General features: G+C 65.2%; 11 protein-coding genes. 7 read left to right on the top strand and 4 right to left on the bottom strand.

Annotated elements, in window-relative coordinates:
• Genes ACT6Q8_RS17715 through ACT6Q8_RS17705 form a run of 3 tightly spaced genes read left to right on the top strand, consistent with a single transcriptional unit; the run spans position 1 to position 3,911 of the window.
• Positions 1-2,727 (top strand): DUF4118 domain-containing protein, encoded by a 2,727-nt coding sequence (locus ACT6Q8_RS17715; RefSeq protein ID WP_444733542.1) that lies wholly within the window; start codon positions 1-3, stop codon positions 2,725-2,727.
• Entirely contained in the window at positions 2,724-3,425 is a 702-nt protein-coding gene (locus ACT6Q8_RS17710) for a response regulator (protein ID WP_444733543.1), read from the top strand. Before ACT6Q8_RS17715 ends, ACT6Q8_RS17710 begins: the two co-directional genes overlap by 4 nt.
• Positions 3,426-3,461: 36 nt before the next feature.
• Positions 3,462-3,911: a DUF488 domain-containing protein gene (locus ACT6Q8_RS17705; protein ID WP_444733544.1), complete on the top strand. Its 450-nt coding sequence runs from the start codon at positions 3,462-3,464 to the stop codon at positions 3,909-3,911.
• Here the strand turns inward: ACT6Q8_RS17705 and ACT6Q8_RS17700 are convergent.
• Both ACT6Q8_RS17700 and ACT6Q8_RS17695 read right to left on the bottom strand, forming a co-directional pair.
• Positions 3,908-5,017 (bottom strand): alkaline phosphatase D family protein, encoded by a 1,110-nt coding sequence (locus ACT6Q8_RS17700; protein ID WP_054168078.1) that lies wholly within the window; start codon positions 5,015-5,017, stop codon positions 3,908-3,910. The genes ACT6Q8_RS17705 and ACT6Q8_RS17700 overlap by 4 nt on opposite strands.
• Positions 5,018-5,157: 140 nt before the next feature.
• The gene (locus ACT6Q8_RS17695; protein WP_054168079.1) at positions 5,158-7,410 is read right to left on the bottom strand and encodes a TonB-dependent receptor; all 2,253 of its coding nucleotides are present in this window, start codon (positions 7,408-7,410) and stop codon (positions 5,158-5,160) included.
• A gap of 290 nt (positions 7,411-7,700) precedes the next feature.
• Here ACT6Q8_RS17695 and ACT6Q8_RS17690 point away from each other — a divergent pair, with 290 nt between their 5' ends.
• Complete coding sequence (locus ACT6Q8_RS17690; RefSeq protein ID WP_054168080.1) at positions 7,701-8,579, top strand: 50S ribosomal protein L11 methyltransferase; 879 nt, start codon at positions 7,701-7,703, stop codon at positions 8,577-8,579.
• A 7-nt stretch (positions 8,580-8,586) separates the two neighbouring features.
• Positions 8,587-8,919, top strand: a complete 333-nt coding sequence (locus tag ACT6Q8_RS17685; protein WP_054168081.1) for a YnfA family protein — start codon at positions 8,587-8,589, stop codon at positions 8,917-8,919.
• 111 nt (positions 8,920-9,030) lie between these two features.
• On the opposite strand, the gene rnr is transcribed toward ACT6Q8_RS17685, so the two are convergent.
• Together rnr and ACT6Q8_RS17675 are read right to left on the bottom strand one after the other, a co-directional pair.
• Entirely contained in the window at positions 9,031-11,322 is a 2,292-nt protein-coding gene (gene rnr / locus ACT6Q8_RS17680) for a ribonuclease R (protein ID WP_444733545.1), read from the bottom strand.
• Between the two features lie 336 nt (positions 11,323-11,658).
• Positions 11,659-12,321, bottom strand: coding sequence for a sulfite oxidase-like oxidoreductase (locus ACT6Q8_RS17675; RefSeq protein WP_444733546.1), 663 nt, complete (start codon positions 12,319-12,321; stop codon positions 11,659-11,661).
• A gap of 169 nt (positions 12,322-12,490) precedes the next feature.
• Between ACT6Q8_RS17675 and ACT6Q8_RS17670 the strand changes: the two genes are divergently transcribed.
• Together ACT6Q8_RS17670 and ACT6Q8_RS17665 are read left to right on the top strand one after the other, a co-directional pair.
• Complete coding sequence (locus tag ACT6Q8_RS17670; protein WP_444733547.1) at positions 12,491-14,791, top strand: mechanosensitive ion channel domain-containing protein; 2,301 nt, start codon at positions 12,491-12,493, stop codon at positions 14,789-14,791.
• Positions 14,788-15,432 (top strand): LysE family translocator, encoded by a 645-nt coding sequence (locus ACT6Q8_RS17665; protein ID WP_444733548.1) that lies wholly within the window; start codon positions 14,788-14,790, stop codon positions 15,430-15,432. The genes ACT6Q8_RS17670 and ACT6Q8_RS17665 overlap by 4 nt, the downstream gene beginning before the upstream one ends.
• Positions 15,433-15,468: the final 36 nt, after the last annotated feature.

Genomic DNA, 15,468 nt, shown 5'->3' with positions numbered 1-15,468 from the left:
ATGGCCGATGACGCGCGCCGGCCCTCCCCCGACGCCCTGCTGCAGGCAGCAACGGCTGAACGGCGCGGCAAGCTGAAAATCTTTCTGGGTGCCGCCCCCGGCGTGGGCAAGACCTATGAGATGCTGCGCACGGCCCACGCCCTGAAAAAGGACGGGGTCGATATCGTGGTCGGCGTCGTTGAAACCCACGGGCGGGCGGAAACCGACGCCATGCTGGCCGGGCTGGAGGTTTTCCCGCGCAAAACCCTGTCCTATCGTGGGCAGGAATTGTCGGAGATGGACCTGGACGGGTTGATCGCGCGCCGTCCCGCCATGGTCCTGGTCGATGAACTGGCCCATACCAACGCGCCCGGCAGCCGCCACGCCAAGCGCCATTCAGATGTGGAGGAGCTGCGCGACGCCGGCATTGATGTGCTGACCACGCTGAACGTCCAGCATGTGGAAAGCTTGAATGATGTCGTGGCCCGCATCACCCGCATCCGGGTGCGCGAAACGGTGCCCGATCAGGTGATCGACAGCGCGGACGAGGTGGAGGTGATCGACCTCACCCCCGCCGACCTGATCAAGCGGCTGGGGGAGGGCAAGGTCTATGTCCGCGACCAGGCCCAGCGCGCCCTGAAACATTACTTCTCCCCCGGCAATCTGACGGCGCTGCGCGAACTGGCGCTACGGCGCACGGCGCAGCGGGTGGATGACCAGATGGTCACCTATATGCGCAGCCACGCCATTGCCGGGCCGTGGGCGGCGGGCGACCGGCTGCTGGTCTGTATCTCCGATGATCCGGGCGCGGGTGGGCTGGTGCGGCATGCCAAGCGCCTGGCTGACCGGTTGAAGGCCCCATTCACAGCCGTTTATGTGGAAACCGCCCGGCATCAGCGCCTGGAGGAGGCGGCGCGCGACCGCGTGGCCGATACGCTGCGTCTGGCCGAACAGCTGGGCGGGGAGGCGCTGACCCTGCCGGGCCGGACGGTGACGGAGGCGCTGGTCGGTTTCGCGCACGCCCATAACATCACCCAGATCATCATCGGCAAGTCGCAGCGGTCGCGCTGGTTTGAGATGATAAACGGGTCGGTGGTGCATGATCTGCTGCGCCGGGCCACGGGCATTTCGGTGCATGTGATCGCCAGCGAACAGCCCGACCCCGACAGCAATGCCGCCCGCCGCGTGACCACCCGACCGCCCGCAAAACCTGCCGATTATAAGGCCTATCTGGCCGGCATCGCCTTCACCGCCATGGCGTTGGGGGCGGGGGTCCTGGTGGACGAATGGCTGGGCGTGCAGAATATCAGCCTGGTGTTCCTGATGGCGGTGCTGGGCAGTGCGGTTCTGCACGGCTTCTTGGCCTCGCTGTTCACGGCGGTCCTGGCCGTCGCAGCCTATAATTTCTTCTTCTTGCCGCCGCTTTACACCTTCTCCATCGGGGACCCGTCCAATATCTGGTCGCTGGTCTTTTTCACGGGCGTCGCCATGCTGACCAGCCGGTTGACGGCGCGGGTGCGCGAACAGGCGGAAATCGCCCGTATCCGCGCCCGCACCACGGCACAGCTGTCAGCCTTTGCCAGCAAGCTGGCCGGGATCGGCGATATGGATGATCTGCTCTGGGCGGCCAGCCATCAGATCGCCCTGATGCTGAAACTGCGCGTCGTCCTGATGCTGCCGGCGGATGATGACAATGCCGCCAGCCTGTATCCGGCCTCGGCCTATCCGCCCGATGACCAGATTTCCAACGCCGACCATGCCGCCGCCGTCTGGGCGTTTGAGAATGGCAAGCCGGCGGGGCGGGGGGCTGCCACCCTCCCGGGCACGCAGCGCCTGTACCTGCCGCTGCGCACCGAACGCGCGACGGTCGCGGTGGCGGGGATCGGCAGTGATGATGCCGGCACCGGCCCCCTGCTGACGCCCGATGACCGCCGCCTGCTGGATGCGTTGCTGGATCAGGCGGCGGTGGCGATTGAGCGGGTGAAGCTGGTCCGCGCCATCGATCAGGCCAAGCTGGAGGGGGAGACGGAACGGCTGCGCTCCGCCATGCTGACGTCCCTGTCCCATGACCTGCGCACGCCCTTGGCCGCCATTATCGGCACCGTCACGGGCCTGAAGGCGGGGCAGGGGCGGCTGGATCCGGCGGAGACGGCATCCATGCTGGACACGCTGCACGGAGAGGCCGAACGCATGGCCCGCTTCGTGCGCAACCTGCTGGACATGACGCGGCTGGAGGCAGGCGCGCTGGACCTGAAACGCGAACCCATCGATTTGGCTGATGTCGTGTCGGGCGCGGTGCGCCGGGCAGGGCCGGTCCTGACGGGCCATATGATCGACATCCGCATGCCGGGTGACCTGCCGCTGGTGCAGGGCGATCATCTGCTGCTGGAACAGGCCCTGTTCAACCTGCTGGACAATGCCGGCAAATACGCGCCCCACGGCACCGCCGTCCGCATCCAGGCCCTGCGCGACGCGGCGCATGTGAAGCTGCGGGTGGAGGATGAGGGGCCGGGCATTCCGGAGGAGGCCCGGGTCCGCATCTTCGACAAGTTCTTCCGGGTGGAGGCAAAGGACCACCGCACCGCCGGCACCGGCCTGGGCCTTGCCATTGCGCGGGGCTTCGTGGAGGCGATGGGCGGCACCCTGACGGCGCGCGACCGGGCCGATGGCGGCCCCGGGGCGTGCCTGGAGATGACCCTGGCCGTGGACCCGCGCGGCGATATGGTGATGGCGGAGGCGACGGAATGACGCGGCCTCACCGCATCCTGGTGGTCGAGGATGAGGTGGCGATCCGCCGCCTGCTGAAAACCATCATCACCCCGGAAGGCTGGGAGATGGTGGAGGCCACATCCGCGAGCCAGGCCCTCGCCGTCGCGCGCCAATCGCTGCCCGAACTGATCCTGCTGGATCTGGGGCTGCCCGATATGGACGGGCTGGATCTGATCCCGACCCTGAAGCGTGAACGCCCGGTACCGCTGATCGTGCTGTCCAGTCGCGACCGGGAGCAGGACAAGATTTTGGCCCTGGACTTAGGTGCGGATGATTACGTGACCAAGCCGTTCGGGGCCGGCGAATTGATGGCCCGCATCCGGGCGGCCCAGCGCCATGCGATACAGCAGGTAGGCGGGCGCCCCCTGCTGCGCATCCGCGACCTGGAAATCGACATGGTCAACCGGCATGTGCAGAAGGCGGGCAAGCGCCTGCATCTGTCACCGACGGAGTTCGATCTGCTGCGGCTTCTGGCCCAGCATGCGGGCCGCATCCTGACCCATGCCCAGATACTGAAAGAGGTCTGGGGACCGGCCAAGGCCGACGAGGTGCAGTATCTGCGCGTCTATGTCCGCCAGTTGCGCCAGAAGATCGAGGATGATCCCAACGCGCCTGTCTTCGTGCAGACGGAGCCGGGCATCGGCTATCGTTTTGCCGATGCGGAGGAGGGGGGCTGAGGGTGAGGGCCAGACGATCAGCCGGAGGAGCACCCCATGATCCTGCACACGATCGGGTATGAAGGCGCCAGCCAGGGGGCGGTGATCGCGGCGTTGAAGGCGGCGGGGGTACGGCTGCTCCTGGATGTGCGCGAACTACCATCCTCCCGCCGCGCCGGTTTCTCCAAATCGCCGCTTCGCGCCAGCCTGGAGGCGGAAGGGATCGACTATCTGCACCTGAAAAAGCTGGGCACGCCCAAGGAAGGGCGTCTGGCCAACCGGGCCGGTCGCATGGACGAATTCTGGTCCATCGTTGAGGAAGGGCTGTCACGGCCGGAGGCGCAGTATGAACTAGCGCTGGCGGGTTCCCTGTCGCTGGACAAACCCGCCTGCCTTCTGTGCTTTGAGGCCGATCACGGCCAGTGCCATCGCCTGACGGTCGCCAACCGTCTGACGGCGGCCCATGGCCTCGACGTCATTCACCTGCGCCCCGATCCGGGGTTTTAGACCCGCAGATCCCCCAGCGCCACCACCTGACGCAGCTGTTCCGCCCCGCCGACATCACGGATGGTGATGACGACCTGCTTGGCCGCCCAGTCGATCTCGATCAGGCCGAAATTCTGGGCACGGTACGCCTCGCCCACCCGCCGTGCATTGGGCGGCAGCACGGGCCAGACCTCCGTCAGGCCGGACGAGGTGAAATCCCAGAGCGGGTAGGGCACGTTCCAATCCAGCTTTGAGATTTCCGCGTAATGCGTGTCGCCGGAAATGCAGAACAGGCCGTTGGCTTTCTTCTCCCGGATCGTCTCGATCAGGCGCTGATGATCATGGGTGAAGTTGATCCAGGCCTCCCAGCCCGGAAAATCCGACACGACCTGTAGCGACGAGGCCAGGATGCGCAGGTCGGCAGGGCGTGCCAGCTGCCCTTCCAGCCATTGCCACTGCGCCTCCCCCAGCTGCGTCGCCGCCCCTTCGGGCAGACGGGCATAGGGGCCGGGAACGCTTTGCCCCGCCTCATGCCGGGCCTTGGCCCATTCCTCATAGCCCTTGCCGCCCATGTCGATGGTGGCCAGCGGCGTGCGGTTCCAGCGCAGGTCGGGCAGGATGATCTGCAACCGCCGGCCCCGGGGGCCAAATTCATAGGCCGCATAGATGCCGTCGGGCCGGGTGCGGCGGATACTGTCGGGCGCCTCCCCGAAGAAATCGCAGAACAGCTTCCGGCTATCGGCCTTCATGGGATAGTCGGCCCCGGCGTCATTCTCGCCAAAATCATGATCGTCCCAGGTGGCGACGATAGGGACCGCGTCGCGCAGCTTCTGAAAGCCCTGCTTGGCGGCCAGCATGGCGTATTTGGCCTTCATGTCATCGACATTGCGGGTGTCGAGATAGACATTGTCGCCCAGCAGGATCATCAGGTCGGGCTTGGCGGCCAGGATGGCATCCCAGATTGGCTGGTCCTTGGTCTGGTGCGCGCAGGACCCGAAGGCGATACGGGTGGGCATCGCAGCTTCCGGCAGGCGGCGCACGGCCTGGGCCTGAACGGTCTGCGCCACCAGTGGTGCTGCGGCCAGTCCGGTCAGCAGCAGGCGGCGGTCGAGAAGGGGGCGGGACATGGGGGCCTCCAGACAGAAAGAAGGGGCGGACCCATGGCCCGCCCCAGTTTCAAAAAGGGAAGAGAGACGATGCAAATCAGAGGGGCTGCAGCCCCCCTCGTCATCCCGACGTCCGTCGGGATGACGACCTAAGCGGCAGATCAGAACTGCTTCTTCAGTGACACGAAGAACTGACGCGGCGCACCGGCCAGCAGGGTCTGGGACGTGCCCGTCGGGTCGCTGTTGGTGAAGCCGTTGGAACCGATGGTCGACACATATTCCTTGTCGAACAGGTTGGTCACATTGGCCTGCAGCTCGGTGCCTTCCAGCCAGGCATTGCCTTCGAACCGGTAACCGACGCTGATTTCCGCCAGCGTATAGCCTTCGACCGAGGCGTCGTTCAGGTAGGTGTAGTAGCGCTTGCCGGTATAGGCGGCGCTGGCCGAGGCATAGAGATTGCCGTCGTCGTACTTCAGCTCGCCGCGCAGCAGGTTCTTCGGTGCGTTGACGACGGTCTTGCCATCGGTCGCCGCCGTCACGGCGCCATTGGCCCCCAGGACGTTGTCGTCATAGGAGCTGTCATTGTAGGTGTAGGAGGCAACGATGGAGACGGCGTCCGTCACCTCGACGGTCGCACCCGCTTCGATACCGCGCGTGGACACACCGCCGACATTCTGGAGCGCCGATGGGTTGCCGACGATCCCCGGCCCCAAGGTCAGGGCCAGCAGGCGGTCATCGAACTGCACGTCATAGGCGGCGACCACGCCCTGGACCATGCCGACATTGAAGCGCCAGCCCAGCTCGATGGTCCGGCTGCTTTCCGGTTCCAGGCTGTTGCGGATGGCGTTGAAGCCGTCCTGGCTGGTGGAGAAGGGGCCGCCCGTGTTGGAGCTTTCGAAGGTGCGGATATTCTCGGCATAGGAGCCGAAAATCTGATGCTCGTTGGTCAGCTCATAGACGAAACCGGCCTGGGGCAGGAAATTGTCCTTGGCCTTGATGGTACCGTTCTTCACGGGACCGACCAGGGTCTTGGCAGTGTTTTCCACCTTCACGGCCTTGAACCCCGCTGTCACCGTCAGGGCATCCATGACCTTCCAGCTGTCCGACAGGTTGAACTGCCGGGTTTCGGTGTCGAAGTCATATTCCCACTGCGTGGCCATGGCCCCGCGCTGGAACTGCGTGGAGGAACGGCCCGGGCTGGCGCGGTTCAGGCCGTAGAAGCGGCGGGCATGGGCAAAGTCGTTCTGTTCGAACCAGAAGCCGCCGCTGACCGTATGATCGCCGATTTCCGCCGTCAGCTGGCTGACGGCACCGTACCGTTCGATGCCATATTCGGTGGTGCGGATGGACATCGGCGCCCCACCCGGCGTCACGACATAGGGCGTGAACCACAGGCCCTGGCCGTCATTCTTGTGGGCATAGCCCGTGACATCCAGCTTCACCGCGTCGGTCAGCGGATAGGTGAGGTTCACCGCGCCGATCGTATCCTCGCGCAGGCCCGCCGCATCATAATAGGCATCATCCACGGACGTGATCTTGCCCGGGAAGGGGCCGGTGGCCAGACCGTTATAGATATCGGCGACGCGCAGGGCCGTGGCCCAATCCTTGGCGAAATTGTCCCAGTTGTAGCCCAGGCGACCGATCATTTCCTTGGACAGGTCCTGGTAATCGTTCTCGGCCCGGTCGGACCAGTTGACCCAGGCGCTGATCTCGCCCTCGCCCACGCTCTGCACGACCTTGAAATTCAGCTGGTCCTGGCGCTGGACACCATTGCCTTTCCACTTGTCGGCATTCTGGCGGGTGTAGCTGACATAGGCACTGGTACCGGTGGACAGTTCACCCGTTTCCAGGCGCACGAAGCCACGGCCCGTCTTTTCGCTGCCGGCGGTGCCGGCGATATAGGCACCCGCTTCCTTGGCTGGACGGCGGGACGTGAACTGCACCGTACCGCCCAGATTGCTGGTCGAGGCGGTGGCCAGCGAGCCGGCCCCCTGCGCCACCGTCACCTGATCGATATTCTCACTGCTGATCGCGCGGGAGATATGCAGGCCGTTATGGTTGCCATAGGACATGTCGCCCAGCGGCACACCATCCAGCGTGAAGCCAAGCTGGTTCTGGTTGAAGCCACGGATGGTAATGCGGGTCGACCATTCATAGGCGCCGAACGGGTCGGCGGACTGGAAACTGACGCCGGGCAGGTTCTCAATGGCCTTCAGCGGGCTGGTACCCGGCGCTTCCAGGGCGATGGCGGCCTGGGTCACACCCTGCACCTGCCGGGCCTCGCCACGGCCATAAACGATGATCTCTTCCAACATCGGGGCCGCTTCGGCGACTTCCGTGGTCTGCGCGAGCGTGGGGGAGACGGCGAACAAGGTGGCGAGCGCGGTCCCCAGGATCAGCTGACGATGGTTCATTATGGGCATCCCTTTGGTCGCCGGCATGGTTGCTGCGGCGCACAATGGGCGGATAGCATTGTTATATTTCAATGATTTGACGTGTTTCCGTCGAAACCATGATGGTTCTGTTGCGTGGTTGCAGGAGGGAATGCCGCCACATGCCCCTTCCCTTACGGAAGGTCGGGACCCCCAAATCCCCGCCACTACCGCAGATGTCCCCGCCGCAAAGCGCCATTGCCGGGCTGCCGGCTTTGCGACTAGAAAGGCCATCAACCTTGGTTTTGTCAGGTATACGGGCGGAGAGTTCCATGCAGCCGATGTGGCGTGTCGCGTTTGAGGTGCCGGAGGCGCTGGTCCCTGTTTTCGCCGACATGGTGGAACCGCATGTCGACGCCGTCTCCACCTTTGAGTTGCAGGAGGGCGGCCAGTGGCTGATCGAGTGCACCTCCTATAACGAGCCCGACACCAACCGCATCGGCCTGAAACTGGCGGTGCTGGCCGCCGCACATGGCATCAATGAGCCGGAACTGACCAAGGAGCCGCTGGCCCCCATTGATTGGGTGACCCAGACCTATCTGTCCTTCCCGCCCATTGAGGCCGGGCGCTTCTTCATCCATGGCAGCCACCACAAGAAGCCGGTGCCTAAGGGCAAGATGGGCCTGCAGATCGAAGCCGCCATGGCCTTCGGGTCGGGGGAGCATGCGACGACCCAGGGCTGTCTGCGGGCCATTTCCGAACTGGCGTCGCGCGGGCGCGGCAGTTTTCGCAGCGCGCTGGACATGGGCTGCGGGTCGGGCATTCTGGCGTTTGCCATCGCCAAGCTGGCGCATAAGCCGGTGATCGGCGTGGATATCGACGAGCTGTCGATTGAGATCGCGACGGAGAATGCGAAGCTGAACCGCGTGCACAAGCTGGTGAAGCTTTACGCCGCCAACGGCTATGCCGCCGAGGCGGTGCGCCGTCATGGCAAGTTCGACCTGATTGTCGCCAATATCCTGGCCCGCCCGCTGGCCCGGATGTCGCCGGACCTGGATCGGTTCCTGGCTCCGGGCGGCACCGCCATCCTGTCGGGCCTGCTGCACCGTCAGGAACCGCTGGTGATCAACGCCCACCGCGCGCAGGGCCTGCGTCTGGTCAAGCGCTTCCGTCTGGGTGACTGGTCCACCCTGGTCCTGAAGAAGGGCTGAAGCGCCGGTGGCCGGCGGCACGGTCCTGCTCTATGCCGTCGCCGCCATCGCGGAAATCGCCGGCTGTTTTGCCTTCTGGGCCTGGGCGCGCGATGGGCGCACGGCCCTTTGGCTGGCGCCCGGCATGGCCAGTCTGGCCCTGTTCGCCTGGGTTCTGACGCGGGTGCCCGCCGATGCGGCGGGCCGGGCCTTCGCCGCCTATGGCGGGGTGTATATCGCCGCCTCGCTGGCCTGGATGTGGCTGGTGGAGGGGCAGCGGCCCGACCGCTGGGACCTGACGGGTGCAGCCCTCTGCCTGATCGGGGCCGCCACTATCCTGTGGGCACCCCGGGGGGCGTAATCCATCGGTCATCTTGAGATGGTACGGCGGCGACCGCCGCCGCGCCGCCCATGCGGCGTGCCAAGGGCGCGGATGCGCCCGCCCGGCACCTGAGGGAACAACAAATCCCCTTTACCGCCGCCGGCGCGGCGGTTTCGGCATATCCATGCCAGACGGTTCGGCCTCTGCCCGTTCGCGCCGCCGTTCCGGACGGCCCCGGCGCGATGCCCCCGTGCCCGACCCGCGCCCGCCCGGCATCTCCGTCCCGTCCTGGTTCAGCAGACGGAAGACCATGGAGCCGGTGATGGCGTCTGCCTCGATCAGCCGGACTTTCACTCGCTCGCCCAGCTTGAACACCCGGCGGTGCCGGCGGCCCAGCAGGCAGTGATGCACCTCGTCATGGTCATAGAAATCGTCGGGCAGGGTGGAAACGGGCACGATCCCGTCCGCCCCCGTTTCATCCAGCCTGACGAACAGGCCGAAATTGGAGACACCGCTGATCTTGCCGCTAAACGTCGCCCCCACACGGTCGGCCAGATATGAGGCGACATAGCGGTCCAGCGCGTCGCGTTCCGCATCCGCTGCGCGGCGCTCGGTGCCGGAAATCTGCTCCCCGATCTTGTCCAGCTTGCCCATCTCCTCATCGCTGAGCCCGCCATCACCCAGGTGATATGCGCGGACCAGGGCGCGATGCACGATCAGGTCGGCATAGCGGCGGATTGGGCTGGTGAAATGGGCATAGCGTTCCAGCGCCAGACCGAAATGGCCGATATTGTCGGGCTGATACACGGCCTGCGCCTGGGACCGCAGGATGACCGTGCTGATCATCTCGGACTCCGGCGTATCCTTGGCCTTGTCCAGGATGTTGGTGAAGGCGGCGGGCCGCATCACCGTCCCCTTGGCGAGGTTGTAGCCCATCGTCTTCAGGAATTCGCGCAGCGGTTCCAGCTTGTCCAGGGCCGGTTCGGCATGCGCACGATAGAGCAGGGGCGTGTCGCGCGCTTCCAGCGCCTCTGCCGCCGCGACATTGGCGGCGATCATGAATTCCTCGATCAGGCGGTGGCTGTCGAACCGGGCGCGTACGCCGATTTCGGCGACCTTACCATCCTCCCCGATCCGCACCTTGCGTTCCGGTAGGTCCAGTTCCAGCGTCCCGCGCTTGGCCCGCGCCTGCGCCAACACGGCATAGGCACCGTAAAGCGGACGGATGACCGGGTCCAGCAGCGGCCCCGTCAGATCATCAGGCGCGCCGTTGAACGCTTCCTGCACTTGCTCATAGGTCAGGCGCGCGGCAGAGCGCATCAGACCACGCACGAACCGGTGCCGTTTGATGCGACCCGCCGCATCGATCCAGATATGGACGGCCAGACAGGCGCGGTTGACACCGGGCTTCAGGCTGCACAGCTCATTCGACAGCGCTTCGGGCAGCATGGGCACGACGCGGTCGGGGAAGTAACAGCTGTTGCCGCGCTCCAGCGCCGATTTGTCCAGCGGGCTGCCCGGCGTGACATAGGCCGACACGTCGGCAATGGCGACCAGAAGGTGCCAGCCGCCAGTATTGTTGGGGTCCGTATCGGGTTCGGCAAAGACGGCATCGTCGAAATCGCGCGCATCGGCCCCGTCGATAGTGACCAGCGGGATATCGCGTAGGTCGGTGCGGCCCGACAGGGTGGGTTCCTGTGCGGCTTCGGCCTGTTCAATCGCGGCGGGCGGGAAATGTACCGGAATGCCATGCTGGTGGATGGCAATCAGGCTGATGGCCTTGGGCTGGTCGATCCCGCCCAGCACCTCCACCACGCGCGCCTGTTTCAGGCCATGGCGGGACGATGGCAGAACCTCTGCCACGACCAGATCGCCGGGGGCGGCGTCCATGGCGTTCTGGGCCAAGATCACGAATTCCGCCTTGGCCCTTCGGTCGGCGGGGCGCAGGCGGCCGCCATCGGGGCCCTGCTCATACACGCCCACGATCTGCGCCGTCTGATCGCCGCCCAACTTCTTGATGGTGCGGCCCTCATACAGGTCATCGCGGACGCGGGCCAGCCGGGCCAGCGCGCGGTCGCCCTCACCCAGAGCCGGGGTGCCGCGCCGTTCCGGCTTCATGATGATGCGCGGCGGTTCCCGGTCCGGGTCGGACCAGTTTAGCGGTCGGGCAATCAGTTCGCCATCGCCATCCACACCCGTGACGATCACCACGCCCACGGGCGGCAGGCTGGCCGGCGGGGCCAGACGGCGGCGGCCGCCCTTCTCGATCGTCCCATCCCCTTCCAGATCGCGCAGCAACTCCTTCAACGCGATGCGGTCATCGCCATTGATGTGAAAGGCGCGCGCGATCTCCCGCTTGCCTACCGGATAGGGGCTTTCCCGGATGAATTCCAGGACCTGATCCTTGGTGGGGAAGGGGGCTTCTTTCTTGGGATTTTTCAAGGGGATGATGTCCGCGTGTGCAAGATGATCTAAAGGCAAAAAAATAGGCGAGACGCCGATAGGTTCCTTCAAGAGGAATCAGCGTTCGCCTATTCTATTCCGCGTGGTGTAACAGGCGGCGGATAGGCCACCCCCCGCCACACAGGAGCGAGAAGGATGCTTAGCGAGAATAAGCAACCCCGTTCCGTAGAACTGGTGTTCAAAGGCTTCGGCATCAGCCTGCGCCTTGTGATCCGGTTCTAAGGGGGAGCCGGGGTGTTAGCAGCACCCCGGCAACCCTCCCAAATATAAGCCCGCCGCCGCCATCTGGCAACGGACCGAATCGGTTACCCCGGCTCAGCTATAGCGCTGTTCGGTCCAGGGATCGCCTTCATTGTGGTAGCCGCGTTCTTCCCAGAAGCCGGGGCGGTCATCGGCCACGAATTCGATGCGGTTCACCCATTTGGCGGATTTCCAGAAGTAGAATTTCGGGATGATCACCCGCACCGGCCCGCCATGTTCGGTCGTGATCGGCTTGCCTTCCCAGCTATGGGCCAGCAGGACATCGTTATCGTCAAACACCGACAGCGCCACATTGGTCGTGTAGCCATCGTAGGAATGAAACACGACATGTCTGGCCTCCGGAAGCGGCTTCACCACCTCCATGATATGCTTGGCCGAGACGCCTTCCCAGTGATTGTCATAGCGCGACCAGGCCGTGACGCAGTGGATATCGGACACGTCGGTGAAGGGCGGCTGGCTTTTGAACTGCGCCCAGCCCCAGGCGGTCGGATGGGCCACCAGCCCATCAATGGTCAGTTCCCACTGATCGAGATCGATCTCCGGCTGGATACCCAGATCCAGCACCGGCCAGTTCTTCACCTCCCGCTGACCGGGCGGCAGACGGTCGGCGCGGGGTGCGGCGGCACCCGTCATCAGGCGGCCTTCCTCGGCCCATTTCTGCTTGGCGCCCACCAGCTTGGCGTTGGGCGGGTTTTCGGGCGTATCGGCGGGTGACATGGATCGTCCGTAGGTTTGTTGGATTGCTTTGCCAGATACATAGCGCGACCGGCGTGCCGGGACGAGAGGCGTTACACACATGGCCTTACCCATGGAACATCGGGCCAGGATTGCTATGTTGGGTGTCGCGACCCACCCGGTTTCCGGAACATGAAGGCCCGACCTGCCCATGCAGACCCGCCCGATCCGTTTTCTCCTGTCCTGCCTGCTTCTCGGCCTGGCCCTGTTGGGGACCCTGCCCGCACCGGCACAGAACGCAGCCCCCGCCGCGGACAAGCCCAATGCTGCCGAGGTTGATCGGCTGATCACCACCTTGGAGGACCCGGCCAAGCGCGACGCGCTGCTGGCGCAGCTGAAAGCGTTGAAGGCGGTGGAGAAGCCGGCAGCAGAGCCGGAGACGATCGGAAGCCGGGCGCTGGATACTTTGTCGGATCGGATCGACCTTTTCAGCCAGCAGGTGGCCGCGGCCAGCCGCGCCGTCATCGACGCACCGCATGCGCTGCGCTGGCTGAACCAGCAAGTGGCCGATCCGGCCAAGCGCGATGCCTGGGGCCTGCTGGCCCTGCATCTGGCCGGGATTATCGGCGGCGGCTATGCCGCGCGCTTTGCCGTGATCTGGCTGCTGGTCCGGCCCCGCAAGGCGCTGGGCGCGCGGTCGCCGGGGAGCCTGCCGGCCAAACTTCTGTTGCTGCTGGCCCGGCTGGTGATCGACCTGCTGCCCATGGCGTCCTTCGCGCTGGCCGGGTTTGGCCTGTTATCGGCGACGGAGGCGCCGCGCGCGGTGCGGCTGGCCTCCCTGACCATCCTGAATGCCAGCCTGATCGTGCAGGGCGTGCTGGTGGTCAGCCGGGTGCTGCTGTCCCCTACGACAGCTAATCTGCGGCTGGCGCGCGTGACGGATGAAACCGCGCAATATCTGCTGATCTGGATCCGCCGCGTCACGATTATCGGTGTCTATGGCTATTTCATGGGCGAGGTGATGCGCGTGCTGGGCCTGCCCGCCACGCCTCATGCCGCCTGGTTGAAGCTGGTGGGCTTGCTGGTCACCGCCATGCTGATCGTCCTGATCCTGCAGAACCGTGAAGCGGTGGCGCAGACCCTGCGCGGTCGCCCGGACCCGGTCCCCACCGGGGATGACGAGGCCTTGCGCGCCGTCCTGGCGGGGGAAGCGGCGGGGGATGAACCCCTACCGCCGCCCAGCACGGCCCAGGCCCGCCGTCATGCCGCCCTGTCGATGGTGCGGCAAAGGCTGGCCGATGTCTGGCATATACTGGCCATCTTATACCTGGGTGCAGTCTATCTGATTTGGGCGCTGGAGATTGCGGGCGGGTTTGATTTCGTGCTGCGCGCCACGCTGGTCACGGGCGCCATCCTGATCGTCTCCCGACTGTTGTCGGAAGGGCTGGACCGATTGGTGGATCAGGGGCTGAAGGTTCCCGCTGATGTGCGCACAGCCTATCCGGGGCTGGAGGAACGGGCCAACCGGTACCTGCCCTTCCTTCGCCGGGTGGCGCAGGCGGTACTGGCCCTGTTCACCCTGCTGCTGCTGTTGCAGGCCTGGGGTGCCGATGCCTTGTCCTGGCTGGGTTCCGACCTGGGCCAGCGGGTGGCGTCCAGTGCCGTGACCATCCTGGTGGTGCTGACCCTGGCCCTGGTGGTCTGGGAAATGGTCAATGGCGCCATCCTGCGTTACCTGAACGCCACCGACGATCAGGGGGCGCGGCTGGTGCGCAGTGCGCGGATGCGCACCTTGCTGCCGCTGCTGCGCAATGCCTTGACCATCTTCCTGGTCACCATGGCGGGGCTGATCGTGCTGTCGGAAATGGGGGTTAATATCGCGCCCCTGCTGGCCGGTGCCGGTGTCATCGGTCTGGCCGTCGGCTTCGGCGCACAGACCCTGGTCAAGGATGTGATCACCGGCCTGTTCATCCTGATCGAAGATACGATCGCGGTGGGCGACAGCGTCACCGTCGGCGGCCTGTCGGGCGGGGTGGAGGCCATGTCCATACGGTCCATCCGCCTGCGCGGTTATGACGGTGCCGTTCACACCATCCCGTTCAGTTCCGTCACCACCGTCACCAATTCCACCAAGGATTTCAGCTTTTATGTCCTGAACGTCACCGTCGATTATGCCGTGGACACGGACAAGGTGGTGGCCGTGCTGCGGGATATCGGGGCGCAGATGCAGGCGGAGCCGGAATATGCGGCCAATATCCTGGGGCCCGTGGAAATCGCCGGTGTGGACGCGTTCCAGGACAGCGCCGTTCTGGTCAAGGGCCGCATCAAGACGCGGGCCGGGCAGCAATGGGGGATCGGCCGCGAATTCAACCGCCGCATGAAGAAGCGATTCGATGCCGATGGCATCACCATTCCCTTCCCGCAGCAGGTGTTGCATATCAGTTCCGGTTCAAGCGCCGCCGCCAATCCGTTCACGGCTGGCATGGACGGCGCCTCGCGTACGGATGCATGATGATCTCCACCCAGACCCTGGTCATTTTCCTGACCACCTGTTTTTTCCTGTCGGCCACGCCCGGTCCCAATATGCTGTCGGCCCTGTCCATGGGCATGCGCCATGGGCTGGCCGGGGCGGCCTGGGGCGGGATCGGCATGTGCCTGTCGTTGGGCCTGTTGGCCGGCCTGTCGGCGCTGGGGGTGGGCGTGCTGCTGAAAACCTCGCCGCTGGCTTTCACCCTCTTCAAATGGGTGGGCGTTGCCTATCTGACTTGGCTGGGCATCCAGGCCTGGCGGGCCCCCATCCGGGACGAAGCGGCGGATATGGATGCCGCCATGAAGGCAGGCCCCGACAGGCGGGGGCAACTGGGGCTGCTGGGTCAGGGTCTGCTGATCACGCTGTCCAACCCCAAGGCGCTGGTCTTCATGGCCGCCTTCTTCCCGCAATTCATTGATCCGGAGCGGCCGATGGCACCGCAACTGACCATCCTGGTGGTCACGATGCTGATCATCGAATTCGGCTGGATCATGACCTATGCCGTGGGTGGCAAGGGGCTGGCCCTGCGCCTGACGGGACCGGTGGCGCAACGCTGGCTGAACCGGATGACGGGTGCGCTGCTGATCGGCGCCGGTCTTCTGCTGGCCATGGCGTCGCTGTAGGTCGGAGCATCGCGGACATTTCGTATTCCTCAAACG

It is taken from the genome of Niveispirillum sp. (assembly GCF_052437035.1).
GTDB lineage: Bacteria > Pseudomonadota > Alphaproteobacteria > Azospirillales > Azospirillaceae > Niveispirillum.
Note: the sequence above shows the minus strand (reverse complement) of the source record. Positions and strands in the feature narration are given on the sequence as shown.

Excerpts from the sequence above, each read along its gene's own strand:
- ACT6Q8_RS17705 (WP_444733544.1), top strand. The coding sequence starts at position 3,462 with ATGATCCTGCACACGATCGGGTATGAAGGCGCCAGCCAGGGGGCGGTG.
- ACT6Q8_RS17675 (WP_444733546.1), bottom strand. The coding sequence starts at position 12,321 with ATGTCACCCGCCGATACGCCCGAAAACCCGCCCAACGCCAAGCTGGTG.
- ACT6Q8_RS17695 (WP_054168079.1), bottom strand. The coding sequence starts at position 7,410 with ATGAACCATCGTCAGCTGATCCTGGGGACCGCGCTCGCCACCTTGTTC.
- ACT6Q8_RS17690 (WP_054168080.1), top strand. The coding sequence starts at position 7,701 with ATGCAGCCGATGTGGCGTGTCGCGTTTGAGGTGCCGGAGGCGCTGGTC.
- ACT6Q8_RS17665 (WP_444733548.1), top strand. The coding sequence starts at position 14,788 with ATGATGATCTCCACCCAGACCCTGGTCATTTTCCTGACCACCTGTTTT.
- ACT6Q8_RS17670 (WP_444733547.1), top strand. The coding sequence starts at position 12,491 with ATGCAGACCCGCCCGATCCGTTTTCTCCTGTCCTGCCTGCTTCTCGGC.
- ACT6Q8_RS17715 (WP_444733542.1), top strand. The coding sequence starts at position 1 with ATGGCCGATGACGCGCGCCGGCCCTCCCCCGACGCCCTGCTGCAGGCA.
- ACT6Q8_RS17700 (WP_054168078.1), bottom strand. The coding sequence starts at position 5,017 with ATGTCCCGCCCCCTTCTCGACCGCCGCCTGCTGCTGACCGGACTGGCC.
- ACT6Q8_RS17710 (WP_444733543.1), top strand. The coding sequence starts at position 2,724 with ATGACGCGGCCTCACCGCATCCTGGTGGTCGAGGATGAGGTGGCGATC.